At 61.3% G+C, this 17036-nt stretch carries 15 protein-coding genes; 6 read left to right on the top strand and 9 right to left on the bottom strand.

Annotation, left to right across the window (positions count from 1 at the left end; all coding sequences use genetic code 11):
• Positions 1-16 precede the first annotated feature (16 nt).
• From ACXAHG_RS00075 to pyrH, 8 genes are all read right to left on the bottom strand, one after another.
• Complete coding sequence (locus ACXAHG_RS00075; protein WP_475043496.1) at positions 17-142, bottom strand: hypothetical protein; 126 nt, start codon at positions 140-142, stop codon at positions 17-19.
• Between the two features lie 142 nt (positions 143-284).
• The gene (gene rseP / locus ACXAHG_RS00070; RefSeq protein ID WP_475043497.1) at positions 285-1634 is read right to left on the bottom strand and encodes an RIP metalloprotease RseP; all 1350 of its coding nucleotides are present in this window, start codon (positions 1632-1634) and stop codon (positions 285-287) included.
• A 4-nt stretch (positions 1635-1638) separates the two neighbouring features.
• Complete coding sequence (gene dxr, locus ACXAHG_RS00065) at positions 1639-2811, bottom strand: 1-deoxy-D-xylulose-5-phosphate reductoisomerase (protein WP_475055285.1); 1173 nt, start codon at positions 2809-2811, stop codon at positions 1639-1641.
• A gap of 16 nt (positions 2812-2827) precedes the next feature.
• Positions 2828-3604, bottom strand: coding sequence for a phosphatidate cytidylyltransferase (locus ACXAHG_RS00060; protein ID WP_475055283.1), 777 nt, complete (start codon positions 3602-3604; stop codon positions 2828-2830).
• Entirely contained in the window at positions 3601-4359 is a 759-nt protein-coding gene (locus ACXAHG_RS00055; RefSeq protein WP_475055281.1) for an isoprenyl transferase, read from the bottom strand. Before ACXAHG_RS00055 ends, ACXAHG_RS00060 begins: the two co-directional genes overlap by 4 nt.
• 9 nt (positions 4360-4368) lie before the next feature.
• Positions 4369-4932 (bottom strand): ribosome recycling factor, encoded by a 564-nt coding sequence (gene frr / locus ACXAHG_RS00050; RefSeq protein WP_475055280.1) that lies wholly within the window; start codon positions 4930-4932, stop codon positions 4369-4371.
• Positions 4933-5167: 235 nt separating this feature from the next.
• Entirely contained in the window at positions 5168-5902 is a 735-nt protein-coding gene (locus tag ACXAHG_RS00045; RefSeq protein WP_475055278.1) for a hypothetical protein, read from the bottom strand.
• A gap of 82 nt (positions 5903-5984) precedes the next feature.
• Positions 5985-6734, bottom strand: a complete 750-nt coding sequence (gene pyrH, locus ACXAHG_RS00040; RefSeq protein WP_475043506.1) for a UMP kinase — start codon at positions 6732-6734, stop codon at positions 5985-5987.
• A gap of 125 nt (positions 6735-6859) precedes the next feature.
• Here pyrH and miaA point away from each other — a divergent pair, with 125 nt between their 5' ends.
• The 6 genes from miaA (at position 6860) to ACXAHG_RS00010 (ending at position 15210) form a co-directional block, all read left to right on the top strand.
• Complete coding sequence (miaA, locus tag ACXAHG_RS00035) at positions 6860-7720, top strand: tRNA (adenosine(37)-N6)-dimethylallyltransferase MiaA (RefSeq protein WP_475055277.1); 861 nt, start codon at positions 6860-6862, stop codon at positions 7718-7720.
• A gap of 115 nt (positions 7721-7835) precedes the next feature.
• Positions 7836-8648 (top strand): helix-turn-helix transcriptional regulator, encoded by an 813-nt coding sequence (locus ACXAHG_RS00030; RefSeq protein WP_475055275.1) that lies wholly within the window; start codon positions 7836-7838, stop codon positions 8646-8648.
• A 297-nt stretch (positions 8649-8945) separates the two neighbouring features.
• A complete protein-coding gene (locus tag ACXAHG_RS00025) occupies positions 8946-10610 on the top strand; it encodes an ABC transporter substrate-binding protein (RefSeq protein WP_475055273.1) in 1665 nt (554 codons plus the stop codon).
• Positions 10611-10735: 125 nt separating this feature from the next.
• Entirely contained in the window at positions 10736-11788 is a 1053-nt protein-coding gene (locus ACXAHG_RS00020; RefSeq protein WP_475055271.1) for an ABC transporter permease, read from the top strand.
• Positions 11789-11803: 15 nt separating this feature from the next.
• Positions 11804-13018 carry an ABC transporter permease gene (locus ACXAHG_RS00015; protein ID WP_475043515.1) on the top strand — a complete coding sequence of 405 codons (1215 nt, stop codon included), beginning with the start codon at positions 11804-11806 and terminating at the stop codon, positions 13016-13018.
• A gap of 101 nt (positions 13019-13119) precedes the next feature.
• Positions 13120-15210 (top strand): dipeptide ABC transporter ATP-binding protein, encoded by a 2091-nt coding sequence (locus ACXAHG_RS00010; RefSeq protein WP_475055270.1) that lies wholly within the window; start codon positions 13120-13122, stop codon positions 15208-15210.
• A gap of 104 nt (positions 15211-15314) precedes the next feature.
• Here ACXAHG_RS00010 and ACXAHG_RS00005 read toward each other — a convergent pair whose 3' ends face one another.
• Positions 15315-16763 (bottom strand): sulfotransferase family protein, encoded by a 1449-nt coding sequence (locus tag ACXAHG_RS00005; RefSeq protein WP_475043518.1) that lies wholly within the window; start codon positions 16761-16763, stop codon positions 15315-15317.
• Positions 16764-17036: the final 273 nt, after the last annotated feature.

The raw sequence follows: 17036 nt of genomic DNA, 5'->3' as shown, positions 1-17036 counted from the left end.
GCGCCGGTTGCAGGAATCACAATGTGGCGAGCCAAGTGCCTGCAGTCAGCGCCCCCAGAATGGCAAAACCAGTCAGTGCCCGGTCCCAGTTCAGCCGGATCAGCAGGCCAAGCCCGCGATAGGAATGCGAAAGTGTCTGCATCGGATATTCCCCCAGTTCGGTCCACCATCGCGCAAAGGCAGCCAGAGACAGCCTGCGCGGATTGATAAAACGTTAACGGGGGAATGTGGCAGCACTTGGGCGGCAGCGTGGCCGCCCTGTGCCGTTTCACATGGCCGCGATCTTAGCAGAACAGGTCATTGCCAAGCGCAAACACCATCAGCGACAGCACGATGGCGATGCCCAGCGACATCAGCACGCGCACAGCCCGGTCGCTGGGCGGGCGGCCTGCAACGGCCTCATAGGCATAAAACATCAGGTGGCCGCCATCCAGCGCCGGAACCGGGAACAGGTTCAGCAGGCCCACAGCAGTCGACAGCACCGCAATAAAGCGGATAAAGCTTTCTGCCCCCTGACTTGCCATTGCGCCGGAAGTTTCGGCAATGCCGATCGGCCCTGACAGGTTACAGGTGCTGATGGCGCCCGTGATCATGTGCTTCAGCCCGGACAATGACGTCTCAACCACCGCCCAGACCTGATAGGTGCCTGCTGCCACAGCGGCGCCGAAACCTGCAGATTCGGTGGCCGGCTCAAAGGCCAGCCCTCCAATGATCCCGATCCGCCATTGAGTGGCAAAACCGCCATCCGGCTGCGGCTCGTCGGTGCGCCGCGGCGCCAGGGCCATTTCGACCATCTGGCCCTCGCGCCAGACATCCAGCACCAGAACCTTGCCGTCAGCCGCTTCAACATGCGCCTTCAGCTGGTCAAAGGAGACAACCGGCTCATCATCCATGGCGACGATCACATCGCCAGGCTCCAGCCCGGCATCCGACGCCGCGCTGCGCGGCACCACTCCGCGCACATAGGGCGGGTACAGATAGGGGCCGCTGACGCGGATCTCCGCCCCGTCGCGGCGCACCAGATACTCCAGCACCTGCTCCTGCGGCAGCGTTTCGCGGAAGACATCCCAGGCATCGCCGTCCAGATAGTCCGGCACTGCGATTCCGCCTGCGGAAACCAGCTCGTCACCGCTTTGCAGACCGTTTTCGATCCCGGGCAGCGGTGCCAGGCTGCCAATAGTCAGCGGATCCCGCATGGTGCCCTGCGACAGGGCCACTGCGGTGAAAATGATCGCTGACATCACGAAGTTGAACACCGGCCCCGCCGCAACTGTCGCCGTACGCGCCCACAGCGGTGCGCCATGCATGGTCCGGCGCAGCGCCGCCGGATCCTGCGCCGCAGCCTGCATTGCCTGCTGATCCTTGCCCGAGGCCGCATCGGCATCGCCCAGGAACTTAACAAAGCCGCCAAAAGGCAGCGCTGCCACCTGCCAGCGGGTTCCCCGCTTGTCCACCCGGCTCCACAAAACCGGACCGAACCCGAGCGAGAACACTTCCGCGTGGATTCCGGACCAGCGGCCAACGATGTAGTGGCCGTATTCATGTACGGCGACGATCACCGACAGCGCGATGACGAAGCTGGCGATTGTATAAAGAAAACCGCCAAACTGCGGGACAAAAGCAAGTATGTCCAAAGATCTACCCTATGCGTTCTTCTGCGGCCCTGGCGGCCTGTTTCCGTGCCAGATGGTCAACACGGGTCACGTTATCAAGTGTCATTGCGGCATCTATGAGGCCGCCGTCAGCCGTAAACCGCTCCAGAACCGTTTCCGTCACTGCCGCCATATCCGTGAAGCGGATGCGGCCGGCGATGAATTCATCCAGCACCTGTTCCTTGGCAGCGTTGAAGGCCGCCCCCATCAGCCCGCCCCGCGCCATCACCTCATAGGCCAGCCGCAACGCCGGATAGCGTGCCGGATCAGGGGCGCGGAAGTTCAGCTGGCCGATGCGCGCCAGATCCAGCCGTTCCACCGGCAGGTGCTGCCGGTCCGGCCAATGCAGCGCATAACCGATGGCATGGCGCATATCCGCAGCCCCCAGATGCGCCATGATCGCGCCGTCGTTGAAGCCGACCAGCGCATGCACCAGCGACTCGGGATGCACCAGAACCTCGATCTGATCCGGATGCACCCCAAAGTATTCCCGGGTTTCAATAACTTCCAATGCTTTGTTAAACATTGACGCACTGTCGACGGTGATCCGCTGGCCCATGTCCCAATTGGGGTGCGAGGACGCCTGTGCCAATGTGGCATTGGGCAAATCCTCCAGCGGCCAGTCGCGAAAGGCACCGCCAGAGGCGGTGATGATGATCCGTTCAACCGCGCTGCTGTCCTCACCCGCAAGCCCCTGGAACACGGCTGAATGCTCGCTGTCCACCGGCAGCAGCCGGGCGCCATGTTTCTTTGCCGTTTCCAGCAGCAGTTTCCCCGCGCAAACCAGCGATTCCTTGTTGGCCAGCGCCAGCGTGGTGCCCTGCTTCAGCGCCTCAAGCCCCGGCGCCAGACCTGCCGCACCAACAATGGCCGACATGATCCAGTCCGCCGGACGGGCCGCGGCCTCCACCAGGGCCGCCTGCCCTGCCGCCGCTTCCACGCCAGAGCCCTCTAGCGCCGCGCGCAGATCCGGCAAACGGTCCTCATAAGCGGTAACGGCGATCTCAGCCTGCAGCGCAATGGCGTCTTCCGCCAGACGCGCAATATTGGCGCCGCCGGTCAGCGCCACCACATCGTAGGCGTCAGGCGCGCGGCGGATCAAGTCGATGGTGTTCTGGCCAATCGACCCGGTGGCGCCGAAGATCGAAACTTTCCGCATGTTCTTTCCTGCCTGGTTATCCCCAGATGGCGGTCACGGCCAGGAACATGGCCGCCGCCCCCAGCATTCCGTCAAAGCGGTCAAACAGACCGCCATGGCCCGGGATCAGCGCGCTGGAATCCTTGACGCCCATCTTCCGCTTCAGCGCACTCTCGGCAACGTCGCCCGCCTGGCTGGCCATTGACAGAAGCACCGAAAGCAGCACGAAACTGAACCCCAGATCCATCCGTGCGGCAAAGACAGCCCCCACGATAACCGCGGCAATCCAGCCCGCTAAAGTGCCGCTCCAGGTTTTCTTGGGACTGACCCGCGGCCAGAATTTCGGCCCGCCAATCGCCTTGCCCGCAAAATACCCCGCGATGTCAGTGGCCACCACGATGCAGATCAGCCACAGCATCCACACCAGGCCCAACTGGCCGCGCAGCCAGATAAAGCCGAAACCGGCCAGCATCACCCACAGGGCAAAGCTGACAAAGTGGCGCCGCCGCTCGCGGAACTGGCCGAAGCCTGCCGCAACCGGCGCGGCCAGCAACGGCAGCACCCAGATCACCGGTAGCAGCGAGGCCAGCAGAACCGCAACGGCCGAAATCGCGCCCAGCTGCAGCGCGGTGCCGCTGCGCTCCGGCGCCAGCATCCGCACCAGCTCCCACACCATGCCGCCGCAGCAGAGCGCAATCAGCAGGTTGAACACCAGCCCGCCTGCCCAGACAGCATAGCCGCCCGCGGTCACCATCACCACGGCAGACAAGGCCCGCGGCAGCAGGTCCGACCAGCGGCCCTTGGCCCCGCTCATGTCTTGACGGCCCCGAACCGCCGGTCGCGGCGGCCGAAGCTGCTGCACAGCCGCGCCATTTCTTCGCTGGTAAAATCAGGCCACAGCGTGTCGATGAACTCATACTCTGCGTAAGCAGACTGCCACAGCAGGAAGTTCGAAATCCGCGCCTCGCCGCTGGTGCGGATCACCAGATCCGGATCCGGCAGCACATGGGTGTCCAGGTAGCGCGGCAGAGTTTCCTCATCGACGTCATCCGGATTCAGCCGCCCCTCAGCCACATCCCGGGCCAGCCGTTTCGTGGCACGCGCCACCTCGTCACGGCCGCCGTAGTTCAGCGCAATGGTCAGCTGGGTTCCGTCATTGCCTTCGGTTTTCTGCTCCAGCTTGTCCATCAGATCAATCAGCTTGGCATCCAGACGCACCCGGTCGCCGATAAAGCGCACCCGGACGTTCTTTTCTGCCAAAGCGTTCATTTCCTTGGAAATATAACGCCGGAACAGGCTCATCAGACCGGCCACTTCGGTCTGTGTGCGCTTCCAGTTCTCAGTCGAGAAGGCAAAGATGGTCAGATATTCGACGCCCAGACCCGGGCAGCACTCGACAATTTCACGCACCCGCCGCGCGCCGGCATGGTGGCCGAACAGCCGCGGCCGTCCCCGGGCCTGCGCCCAGCGGCCATTGCCGTCCATGATGATGGCCACATGGCGCGGGCCAGAGCGGGCCGCCGGAGCTTCTCCGGCAGCGCGCGCTTGCGGTTTCAGATCTCCGGGCATCCTGCGCCGTCAGACCTGCATAATCTCGGCTTGCTTGGTCTCAAGCGCCTCGTCCACGACCTTGATCATCTGGTCGGTCAGTTCCTGAACCTCAGCTTCCCAGAACTTCTGATCGTCTTCAGACATGCCGTCGGCTTTCGCCTTCTTGATCTGGTCCATGCCGTCGCGGCGCACGTTGCGGATCGACACACGGGCGTGTTCGGCATACTGGCCGGCAACCTTGCCCAGCTCGCGGCGGCGCTCTTCGTTCAGCTCGGGGATCGGCAGCATGATGATGGTGCCGTTGAGCTGCGGGTTGATGCCCAGGCCAGACTCGCGGATCGCCTTTTCCACCTTGCCGACCAGCGACTTGTCCCAGACATTGATGGTCACCATGCGCGGCTCCGGCACGTTCACGGTGCCCACCTGGTTGATCGGCGTCATTGAGCCGTAGGCATCCACCATCACCGGCTCCAGCATCGAGGCCGAGGCACGGCCCGTCCGCAGCGAGGCAAACTCGGTGCGCAGGTTGGCCATCGCGCCTTCCATGCGGCGTTTCAGGTCGTCGGTATCCAGTTCGAAATCATCAGACATGCTGCTCTCTCCCCTTATCTGAGGCGGTCTTCCATTGGCTCTTAAGCCATTGGCGGGCCGATGTATAGCGATCTTGCGGAGGATTTGCCGCGGCAAACCCGGCAAATTGCGCCGGAAAACAGCTTTCCCCATCAGGCAAGAAATAGCCCTGCGGCGTCAAATGTCCCGGCTGCAGCCAGCGGTGGAGGCACATCGCGCCCTTCACCGCCACCGCAACAGAGAAAGCGCCTCCCGCTTACCCTGCCTTCGGGTAATGGCAGAACGGCGGACGTGCTACGCCTTTGGAGTTGGCGCCTATGCCTTCATACCAGCCTGCCGCCATAGCAATGATGTTATATTCAAACCAGAGCCAGGCATTTCTGTTCATTTCCCCGATCTGCTCCTGAGCATAGATCCATCCCAAAGGCAGTTCTTCGCAGGTTACATTTTCGAACATGTAGCGCACGGCACTGCCAAAGTGCTTCTCGAAAGCCGGAAAATTGCCCCGCATGTCCTGTGCTGCGGGAAGGCTGGCGCAAAACTCGCTGGGCACAACAATAAAGCCATAAGCTGACCGCAATGGCGAAATGTCAAAAAAGCCTAACCTGCCTGCAATCATCTCTGCGGAAAGGAACTCTATGTAGGCTAGAAACCCTTGGTCCTCCGTCAGTCCGGGCAGGTTTTGAAACGCTTTCCAGCCGTCCCGCAGGTAGCAGCCTGGCCTCGCGTCTTCAGTCTCCACGACAAATGATTTGATGCTGGACGCAAGAAACGCGTCCTTGCTGCTGTAAAGCGTCTCGATCCGAGGCAGCTGAATCTCGCAAATGCTGCGGTCCAGAACCACCCAATCGCCTTCCCGCTGCGCTTTCCCTCTGGACAAGGTGTTTTCCGCCAACTGGCCGAACTCCACAGCAGAAAACCCGTGCTTTTCAGCCTCTTCAATAACGGGCGCCCCGATGGTGCAGCCCTCATATTGCAGGAAATCTATCAATTAGGCCTCTCCCGTGGCCGCAGCCGCAGGAGCCAGCCAGCCAAATGCCAGCTTACATAAAAGCTTCATCCGGCACCTTGGGTCAGCCGTGAACTTTGGTATAGGTTCCCTCACCGGCCAGAATACCGCGGAAACCGCCCGGCTCATCCAGCGGGAACACGATCAGCGGCAGGTTGTTGTCACGCGCCAGCGCAATCGCAGAGGCATCCATCACCTTCAGGCGTTTGGCGAACACATCATCATAGCTGATTTCGTCATAACGGACGGCGTCGTCATGCTGTGCCGGATCTTTGTCGTACACACCATCCACCCCGTTCTTGCCCATGAAGATCGCCTCGCAGGCCATTTCATTCGCACGCAGGGTCGCCGCTGTATCGGTGGTGAAATAGGGGTTGCCGGTGCCCGCCGCAAAGATGCAGACCCGCTTCTTCTCCAGGTGGCGCACGGCGCGGCGGCGGATGTAAGGTTCAGCCACTTCATCCATGCGGATCGCCGAGATCACCCGGGTGAAGACGCCCAGGCCTTCCAGCGCCGATTGCATCGCCAGCGCGTTCATCACGGTAGCCATCATCCCCATATAGTCGGCGGTGGTGCGCTCCATCCCCTGGGCCGAGCCAGAGAGGCCGCGGAAAATGTTGCCGCCGCCGATTACCATGCAGATTTCCACCCCCATGTCGTGCACGGTCTTCACCTCGCGGGCGATGCGCTGCACGGTCGGCGGATGCAGACCGAACCCCTGATCGCCCATCAATGCCTCGCCCGAAATTTTCAGCATGACGCGTTTATAGGCGGCGGCCGGATCCAGCTCCGGCTTGTCTTGCGGTTGAGGCATGTTGCGCTCCAGAAGATGTGAGGGTTAATTTGCGCGCAAAATGGAATAAATCGCTGCCGGTTTCAATCCGCGCAGCGCGGTTTCCGCACAGTTTTGCGGAACTGGCCTTATAGACGGACGCCTGAATGAAGCTGCCCGACATCAACCCGGACCTGCCTGTGCTGATTGCAGGCCCGACAGCCTCGGGCAAATCCGCCCTGGCACTTGAAATTGCAGAACGCCAAGGCGGCGTCATCGTCAACGCCGATGCCAGCCAGGTCTATGATTGCTGGCGGGTGATCACCGCCCGCCCCTCTGCTGATGAAGAAGCGCGGGCGCGCCATGCGCTTTATGGCCATGTGGCCTATGACGCCGAATATTCGGCCGGCCATTGGCTGCGCGAGGTGCTGCCGCTGCTGAACGGGCCTGAACGGCTGATCATCGTCGGCGGCACTGGCCTCTATTTCACGGCGCTGACCGAAGGCATGGCGGAAATCCCTGCCACCCCGCCCGCGGTCAGGGCAGAAGGCGACACGCTTACGCTGGAGGCGCTGCGGGCGGACCTCGACCCGCAGACCGCCGCCCGTATCGACCTGCAGAACCGCGCCCGGGTGCAGCGGGCCTGGGAGGTGCTGAAGGCCACCGGGCGGTCCTTGGCCAGCTGGCAGGAGGAAACCCCGGATCCGGCGCTACCGCTGCAGAACTGCACGGCGATGGTTCTGAACTCGGACAAATCCTGGCTGGAGGCGCGGATCCGCAAACGCTTCGGGCAGATGCTGGACCAGGGCGCCCTGGCAGAGATTGAAGCAATGCGCGACCGTTATGACCCGGCCCTGCCCTCCTGCAAGGCCATCGGCGTGCCAGAGCTCACAGGCTATATTCAGGGGCAGCTCACCCTGGAAGAGGCAGAGGAACGTGCCGCCATTGCCACCCGTCAGTTTGCCAAACGCCAGCGCAGCTGGTTCCGCGCCCGGATGAAAAACTGGCAGCAGATCGCCTTGGGCTGAAGTCCGCCTGCAGCAGTGACAGCCCGTTTTCACCTTAATTTACTTAAACTTGCCAGAATCGCCATTTCGTGCCTTGTTGCGCCGGAATTTATGTTGCCGCAGTCCAAGATAGCTGATGCCATTTGATCCGAACCTTTCCGGCGGGATTGCCGCCGCCCCGCTGCTCAGACTGGCGCCGGACGGTGCCTGGCAGACCGGGCTGGCCCATACCCGACGCGAGCATCTGCTGATCTGGATCACGCGCGGCCAGGGGCGGATCTGCGTCAACGGCGGGCAGCGCGGCTTTGGCCCCCATTGCGCCATCTTCATTCCGGCGGGCACCCTGTGGTTCGCCGATTTTACCCGTCAATGCCTGGGCCAGGTCCTGACAGTCTCAGGTCCCCTGCCGCCGCCGTTTCCCGATACTCCCGTCCACAAGCGCATCACCGGCTTGCAGGATCAGACCCGGCTGACCGCGATATTCGAATCCATCAGCCGGGAGCAGGCCGGGCAGGAACACCATTGGCGCCGCGCCGTTCAGGCCCATTGCGAACTGGCGGCGATCCTGCTGCAGCGGCAGACTGAAACCGTCAGCCAGCCGGCCAGGCAAACCGCCGCGCAACGCCTGTGCCAGGCCTATTGCCTCCGGGTTGCCGCGCTTCAGGACAGCCAGATCAGCATGGCAGGCCACGCCGCAGCCCTGAATGTGACGCCCACCCATTTGACCCGGGTCTGCAAAGCCCAGACCGGCAAGACAGCCGCCGCCTTGCTGACCGAACGCCAGCTCCACGCCGCCCGGGCGCTGCTGATCGGCTCGGAGCTGCCGATCCGTGATATTGCGGCCCAGCTCGGGTTTCGCAGCGCAGCCTATTTCACCCGCTTCATTTCCCAGCACACCGGGCAAACCCCCAGCGCGCTGCGCAAGGCAGCCCGGCTGAAACAGAAATAGACCAGCCGCCTGCAGATTCTTGCATGTTTTCCGCCGGGTGCAGATATCCGGCGATCACTGGGCAGTTTTGAACAGTATGCAGCGGCATTCTGTATCCAAACAGAAAAGCGACGCTAAAAATGTCGTATTTTTACCCCTAAACGCCGAAACTGTGCATTGACGAAACGGCGTATCTCTGCCCGAATGAGGCCATGGGGAAACTTTAAGCCGCAACACCAAATTCATGAGCCTGGCAGACGCCGGGCCAAAAACCGTTTCGCAAAACAAAGAACCGAACGGTACAACAGGGAGACCTAAATGACCAAAGACACAATCAACGGAGCACCGGTACACTGGGCAGCCAAGATGCACGCGAAAGAAGTGCTTGACGGCAAGCTCGACCGCCGGGAGTTCCTGACCCGCGCCACCGCGCTGGGTGTGACCGCAACCGCGGCCTATGGCATGATCGGCATGAGCGCTCCGGCAAAAGCCGCCGAAGGCATGCAGGACGGCGGCACCCTGCGCGTTCAGATGAGCGTGCGCCCGCTGAAGGACCCGCGCACCTATGACTGGTCGGAAATGGGCAACCAGACCCGTGGCACCATGGAATACCTCGTCGAATACAACAGCGACGGCTCCTTCAGCCCGATGCTGCTGGAAAGCTGGGAAATCAACGAAGACGCCACCGTTTACACCCTGAACGTCCGCCAGGGCGTCAAATGGAACAACGGTGACGATTTCACCGCCGAGGATGTCGCCCGCAACATCGCCGGCTGGTGCGACAAGTCGATGGAAGGCAACTCCATGGCCGGCCGTTTCGGCACCCTGGTGGATGCAGACTCCGGCCAGGCAATCGAAGGCGCCATCGAGGTGGTCGACAGCCACACCGTGAAACTGAACCTGCCGAATTCGGACATCTCGCTGATCGCAGGCATGTCGGATTATCCGGCGGCCATCGTGCACTCCAGCTACCAGACCGACGACTTCCTGAGCAACGTCGGCACCGGCCCCTACCTGCTGACCGAGCTGGAAGTGGGCGTGAAGGCAACGCTGGAACGCAATGCTGACCATGCCTGGTGGGGCGAGTCGGTATTCGGCAAGCCGGCACTGGACCGCATCGAATACATCGACTTTGGCACCGACCCCTCCTCCTGGATGGCGGCGCTGGAATCCGACGAAGTTGACATGCTGCACGAGTCGGTTGGTGAATTCATCGACGTGCTGGACGGTCTCGGCTACCAGCGTTCCGAAGTGGTCACCATGGCGTCCATCGTCATCCGCCCCAACCAGCTGGCGGAAATCGACGGCAAGAAAGTCTATGCTGACAAGCGTGTGCGCCAGGCGATCCAGAAAGCCGTAGATAACTCGGTCTGCCTGGAACTTGGCTATGGCGGCCGCGGCGCGCCTGCGGAAAACCACCATGTCGGCCCGATTCACCCGGAATACGCCGAATTGCCTCAGCAAAAAGCCGATCCGGCTGCTGCCAAGGCACTGATGGAAGAAGCAGGCATGATGGATTTCGAGCACGAGCTGCTGTCCATCGACGACGACTGGCGCCGCAACACCACCGACGCCGTCGCCGCGCAGCTGCGCGATGCCGGTTTCAAGGTGAAGCGGACTGTGCTGCCCGGGTCGACCTTCTGGAACGACTGGGCCAAGTACCCGTTCTCTTCGACCAACTGGAACCACCGTCCGCTGGGCGTGCAGATCTGGGCGCTGGCCTACAAGTCCGGCGAGGCTTGGAACGAATTCGGCTGGGAAAACGCAGAATTCGACGCCCTGCTTGCCGAGGCCCTGTCGATCGCCGACGCCGACAAGCGCCGCGAGATCTCTGCCAAGGGACAGGCCCTGATCCAGGAAGAAGGCGTGACCATTCAGCCCTACTGGCGCTCGCTCTACCGCCACACCCGTGAAGGCGTGGCCGGTGCTGACATGCACATCTCCTTCGAGCACCACCACTACAAGTGGGGCTGGGCTGCCTAAACGGCACCAACCCGGCATTTAAAATGTCAGGCACCGCCCCGCCAGGGGCGGTGCACTCCAGCTAAGACATCAAGAGACCCGCACATAAAGCCGGGTCCGATCCGCCAGACTGACAGGGGACCCCAATGGGACTTTTCATTCTCCGACGTTCGGGCGTGATGCTGCTGACGGCCTTGTGCCTGACGTTCATCGTGTTCTTTCTGACGAACCTTTACCCAAACCTTGAGAAACTCGCCAAGACACAAGGCAACTTCCGGATGTCGGACGAGGCCGTGGCCAGCTGGCTTGACGCCAATGGCTATGGGGGGTCGATGGTGTCCAAGTACGGCCAGTGGCTGGGCGTGCTGCCGGGCTGGACCCGCGAAACCGAAGAAGGGTTCACCGGCCGCTGCATGACCGGCACCCTGAGCGCCGAAGAGGCGGCAAACGCCGCCACGTTCTGCGGCATCCTGCAGGGCGACTGGGGCTATTCCACCCGCTTCAAGGATGAGGTCTCCACCATTGTGTCCGAACGGCTCGGCAACACCGGCCGCCTGATGTTCTGGGTGCTGGTGCTGATGGTGCCTTCGGCGCTGATCATCGGCGTGCTGGCAGGGATGCGCGAAGGCTCAGCCACCGACCGCAGCCTGTCGACCGCCTCGATCCTGACGACAGCGACTCCTGAATATGTCTCCGGCGTGATCTTTATCGCTGTCTTCACCTCCTCCACCGTGGGTCTCAAGTGGTTCAAGGGCACCGCCACCTCGGCGATGGACAACCCGAACTTTGAAAACTTCTTCCTGCCGGTGCTGACCATTGCGCTCTACGGGATGGGCTATATCGCCCGGATGACCCGCGCCTCGATGACCGAAGTGATGACCGCGCAATACATCCGCACCGCCCGCCTCAAGGGTGTAAGCTTCCACAATATCGTGCTGAAGCACGCGCTCAGGAACGCGCTGATTGCCCCCTTCACCGTCATCATGCTGCAGTTCCCCTGGCTCCTGAACGGCGTCGTGATCGTCGAGACCCTGTTCAACTACAAGGGCTTCGGCTGGGTGCTGGTGGAAGCCGCAGGCAACAACGACATTGAACTGCTGCTGGCCGTCTCTGTGGTCTCAGTCTTCGTGGTGCTGATCACACAGCTGATTTCCGACATCGGCTATGTGTACCTGAACCCGCGTATCCGGATCTCTTAAGGAAGGCAGCAGAGCATGGAACCTCTTAGCGGTATCGAAATTACCGGGCGTATCATCTACCAGCTGTCCCCTGTTTGGATTTCCCTGGTGATCCTTTACGCCTTCTCCATCGGCTTTAAACGGCGGCTGGGCCTCTACGGCAAACTGTTTGACAGCCCCATCGGCATGATCGGCTTTGGCCTGGTGATGTTCTGGGTGTTCACCGGCATCTACGGCGCCATGGATATGATCATCACACATGACCCGCTGACCCAGGTCTCGGGCATGAAGAACAAGGTCCCCGGCACCCCGCTGCGCGGCGCCGAGGAAGGCGACTATGCCTATTACCTCCTGGGCGGCGACAACCTGGCCCGCGACGTCTTCAGCCGCCTGGTCAAAGGCGCCTGGGAAGTCATCAAGATTGCCCCGATGGCGGCTGTGTTCGCCTTCATGGTGGGGATCACCCTGGGCCTGCCCGCTGGCTACTACGGCGGCAAGCTGGACACTGCCCTGTCCTTTGCGGCAAACCTGATCCTGGCCTTCCCGGTGATCCTGCTGTTCTACCTGCTGGTAACGCCCGAGATCGTGGCGACCGGCGTGCCGAACTATATGGCGATTGTGCTGTTCATCTTCCCGATCATCTTTGTCGGCGTTCTGCTGAACTCGCGCTATTACACCCGGCCCAAGCTGCGCAACTGGCTGCTGCCGGTGGTGCTGGGCACGATCATCTGGTTCTACCTGCAGCTGGTCTCCAACGGCGGCTACCTGATCAACACGCCGGCCTATGCGATCTGGGGCCTGCCCCAAGCGATGGATCTGTTCGACATTCCCGGCGGTATCCTGGTGGTCTTTGTGTCGGTGGTCTTCGTCAACTCGCCCACGGTGTTCCGCATCGTGCGCGGCCTGACGCTGGACATCAAAACCCGCGACTATGTGGCTGCCGCCCAGACCCGCGGCGAGGGCCCCTGGTACATCATGCTGTGGGAGATCCTGCCCAACGCCCGCGGGCCGCTGATCGTCGATTTCTGCCTGCGCATCGGCTACACCACCATCCTCTTGGGTACCCTCGGCTTCTTCGGCCTTGGCCTGCCGCCGGAAAGCCCGGACTGGGGATCGACCATCAATGACGGCCGCAAGCTGCTGTCGATCTACCTGCACCCGGCCCTGCCGCCTGCCTTTGCGCTGCTGACGCTGGTTCTGGGTCTGAACCTGCTGGCCGATGGTCTGCGCGAAGAGAGCCTGAAAGACTGATCCAAACCGGCGGGACCGGGGGCCAGCCCCCGGACCCCCGGGATACTTGAGGCCAGAAGAAAGGGATCCGGTCCCTTCCAGCCTCAACAGGGAGACAAAAAATGAGCAAACTGGCAGACTATGACGGCCCGATCCTCGAGATTGACAAGCTGTCGATCTCCTTCTTCACCCGCCTGCGCGAAATCCCCGCAGTGATGGATTTCTCTGTGGCCGTGCAGCCCGGTGAGGCCGTGGGCCTGGTGGGTGAATCCGGTTGCGGCAAATCCACCGTGGCGCTTGGCGTCATGCAGGATCTTGGCAAGAACGGCCGCATCGTCGGCGGCACCATCAAGTTCAAGGGGCGCGACCTCAGCGAGATGAGCGCCGAGGAGCTGCGCGACATCCGCGGCAACGAGATCGCGATGATCTATCAGGAGCCGATGGCCTCGCTCAATCCGGCAATGAAAATCGGCAAGCAGCTGATGGAAGTGCCGATGATCCACGAGGGCGTCAGCGAAAAGGAGGCCTATGCCCGCGCGCTGGAAGTGGTGACCGACGTGCGCCTGCCCGACCCGGAGCGGATGCTGAACTCCTTCCCGCACCAGCTGTCCGGCGGCCAGCAGCAGCGGATCGTGATTGCGATGGCGCTGATGTCCAAGCCGTCGCTCCTAATCCTTGATGAACCCACCACCGCGCTCGACGTTACGGTCGAGGCTGCGGTGGTCGAACTGGTCAAGGATCTGGGCAAGAAATACGGCACCTCGATGCTGTTCATCAGCCACAACCTTGGCCTGGTGCTGGAAACCTGCGACCGGCTGTGTGTGATGTATTCCGGCGAAGCGGTGGAGCGCGGCTCGATCAAGGATGTCTTTGACGAGATGCAGCACCCCTATACCCAGGCGCTGTTCCGCTCGATCCCGCTGCCGGGCGCCGACAAGAACTCGCGCCCGCTGGTTGCGATCCCCGGCAACTTCCCCCTGCCCCACGAACGCCCGCCAGGGTGCAACTTCGGGCCGCGTTGCGACTATTTCGAGGAGGGGCGCTGCGATCAGGACCGGGTCATCCCGATGTCGCCGGTGCACGGCAACGACCGCCACGAGACCCGCTGTCTGAAGTTCGAGGAAATCGACTGGAACGCACCTATCACCGTGGGCGAACAGAAGGAAAAGACCGCGCCGGGCAAAGTTGTTCTCAAGATGGACAACCTCAAGAAATACTACGAGGTTGCTGCCAACGCGCTGTTCGGCGGCGGTGAGAAGAAGGTGGTCAAGGCCAACGAAACGCTGAGCTTTGAGGCCCGCGAATCCGAGACCCTCGCCATCGTCGGCGAGAGCGGCTGCGGCAAGTCGACCTTTGCCAAGGTGCTGATGGGGCTGGAAACCGCCACCGACGGCCAGATCCTGCTCGACAACCGCAATATCGAGCAGATCCCGATCGAGGAGCGCGACACCCGGACCGTCTCCGACGTGCAGATGGTGTTCCAGAACCCGTTTGACACGCTGAACCCCTCGATGACGGTCGGCCGCCAGATCATGCGGGCGCTGGAAATCTTTGGCATCGGCAATTCCGAAGCCGAGCGCAAGAAACGGATGCTGGAGCTTCTGGACCTGGTGAAGCTGCCCCGCGCCTTTGCCGAGCGGATGCCGCGGCAGCTGTCAGGCGGCCAGAAGCAGCGGGTGGGCATCGCCCGCGCCTTTGCCGGCGGCGCGCGCATCGTTGTCGCGGACGAGCCCGTGTCGGCGCTGGACGTGTCGGTGCAGGCGGCGGTCACCGACCTGTTGATGGAGATCCAGCGTAACGAGAAGACAACGCTCTTGTTCATCTCCCACGACCTGTCGATCGTTCGTTATCTATCCGACCGCGTCATGGTGATGTATCTCGGCCATGTGGTCGAGCTTGGCGACACCGACCAGGTGTTCTCGCCGCCCTACCACCCCTATACCGAGGCGCTGCTGTCGGCGGTGCCGATTGCCGACACTTCGGTGGAGAAGGAGCATATCGTTCTGGAAGGCGACATCCCTTCGGCGATGAGCCCGCCCCCGGGCTGCCCGTTCCAGACCCGCTGCCGCTGGAAGTCCGAAGTGCCGGGCGGGCTGTGCGAGCGCGACGTGCCGCCGGTGCGCACCCTGGAGGGCGGCCACCAGATCAAATGCCACCTCAGCGACGAGGTGCTGGAGCAGATGAAGCCGGTGATCAAAATCGCGGCGGAATAGACTCCTAGCATTATCAGCCGGAAAACCGGAAAAATAAAAGCGTCAGAGTAGCATCCGGCGCTTTTTTTCTAAGGATCTTGTGGCCTAAATCCCCTGGAAAATGCCTAGGCAGCTGTGAACTGCCCGCTGTAGGCTGCGTTTCTGTCCATTTGCTGCCACTCGTCAACCCAACGTTGCCCTCCTAGTCCTTCGACCAGCGGCTGCAGCTGCTTTTCAAATGATTTCCACTTGCCAAGTCCTTCAAAATTAATCTCTTTCCGCACTTGAATCTGTGAGGCGGTGTTAACGAAGCCGGTAGGGGCACCGGGAGTCAAGCAGGCCTCCTCCCACTCCAGGCCGCAATGCTCCAGCACGGAGCGGGTTTGCGTCTCCGGATTTCGGAGCAGTGCCTCGAAGGACTGCACACGCATTTGGCTGCCCAGCTTTTGCTGATAATCCGCCGCTGACCTGAAAACACTTGCCGTCATCCGGCCCAGCCAGTCCAAGCGGCTTCCATAGGGCATGGGTTCATCGAAGGCTATAGAGAAGATTGACAAGCCGACATCCAACGGGTGGCGGGACATGAAGATGAACTTTGCTCCCGGAAGCAAAACATGTGCAAGGCCAAGGTGCAGACAGTTCATCGGCATTTTGTCGACAACGACGGCCCCCTTATCATTGCCTTGCAAAGCTGCGGCGTAATAGTACTGGCGGAAAACCGAAATTTCCTTGTCGCTCAAGCTGCCGAACCAAGACCATAGATTTTCTCCGCGTCCCACTTCCGAACAGTATCTGTTAATCTCCTTCAGAGTATTTGTCAGCGCTCTGCTTTCTCCAATCGTTCCGATCTTGGAGTGACGCGTCAGAATGGTTTCCATCAAAGTGGTGCCAGACCGGGGAAGCCCGCAGATAAAGACCATCCTTGGCCCGTCCACCGGCTGTTCCTCCGCATCTCCAGCCGAGAAGATTGCGGTTTGAAGGTCAATTGCCAAGTCAGCTTCATCAGGGTCAAACTTGGCACCAAGCACCTCTTTGGATTTAGAGAAATAGTGCATGGCGGCCGCCGGTTTCCCCCGCTGCCTTTCTATCGCGCCTATGGTATTGAACACCACCGCCGCATCTTTAGGGGCAAGACCGGCCCGGCTCTCCAATTCGTAAAGCCTAGCAGCATATTCGCTGCCGGCTTCGTAAGGCTCAAGCATGTACAGCCCAAACAGCGCCCTGACCAGAAACGGGTCCAGTGCCAGTGCATCCTTGAAGTTCCTAACAGCGGCATCGCTGTCACCAGCCGCCATCTGCATGCCCGCAAGTTTTGCAGGGATTGCGGCGTTCTCAGGCATACGCTCCCGCATGATCTTCAAAAGCGAGATGGCTGTCCCCGCGTCTCCAAGGCTGAAAAAGCACATAGCTGCGCGCTCAAGTATCCTTGGGTCCAGATCCCCCATTCTCAGGCGAGGTGACAGGATCGAGAGCGCCCCTTTATAGTCACCCTTATTCCGCAACTGATCAGCTTTTGACAGCAAGCTTTCCACGGCGCCCGGTCCAGTAGTAGAAATACCCGAAATCTGCTTCATCTGCTCACTCACTCTAGGAGAACAGTTTCAGGTAAGCGCAAATTGGTAAACGCCCGATAAAGGGCCTGCAGCCGGGCTGCCTAGCAGTGCATCCTAGCTTACGGCGGTCAAGCCTGGGGTCAATTTGCAACTTGCCGCCGGAAATACGGGGAAACCCCCACAGTGACGGCGGGACTGGTTTGAGGCCGCGCGGATCTTTTTGCCCCCATTCCCACCCCTGAGGAAAAAAGCAACGCAGGAAACGAACCCAAACACCCAAGAGGGGTATCTGGG

The organism is Leisingera sp. ABD4_442 (genome assembly GCF_056160905.1).
This window is presented reverse-complemented; position numbering and strand designations above follow the sequence as displayed.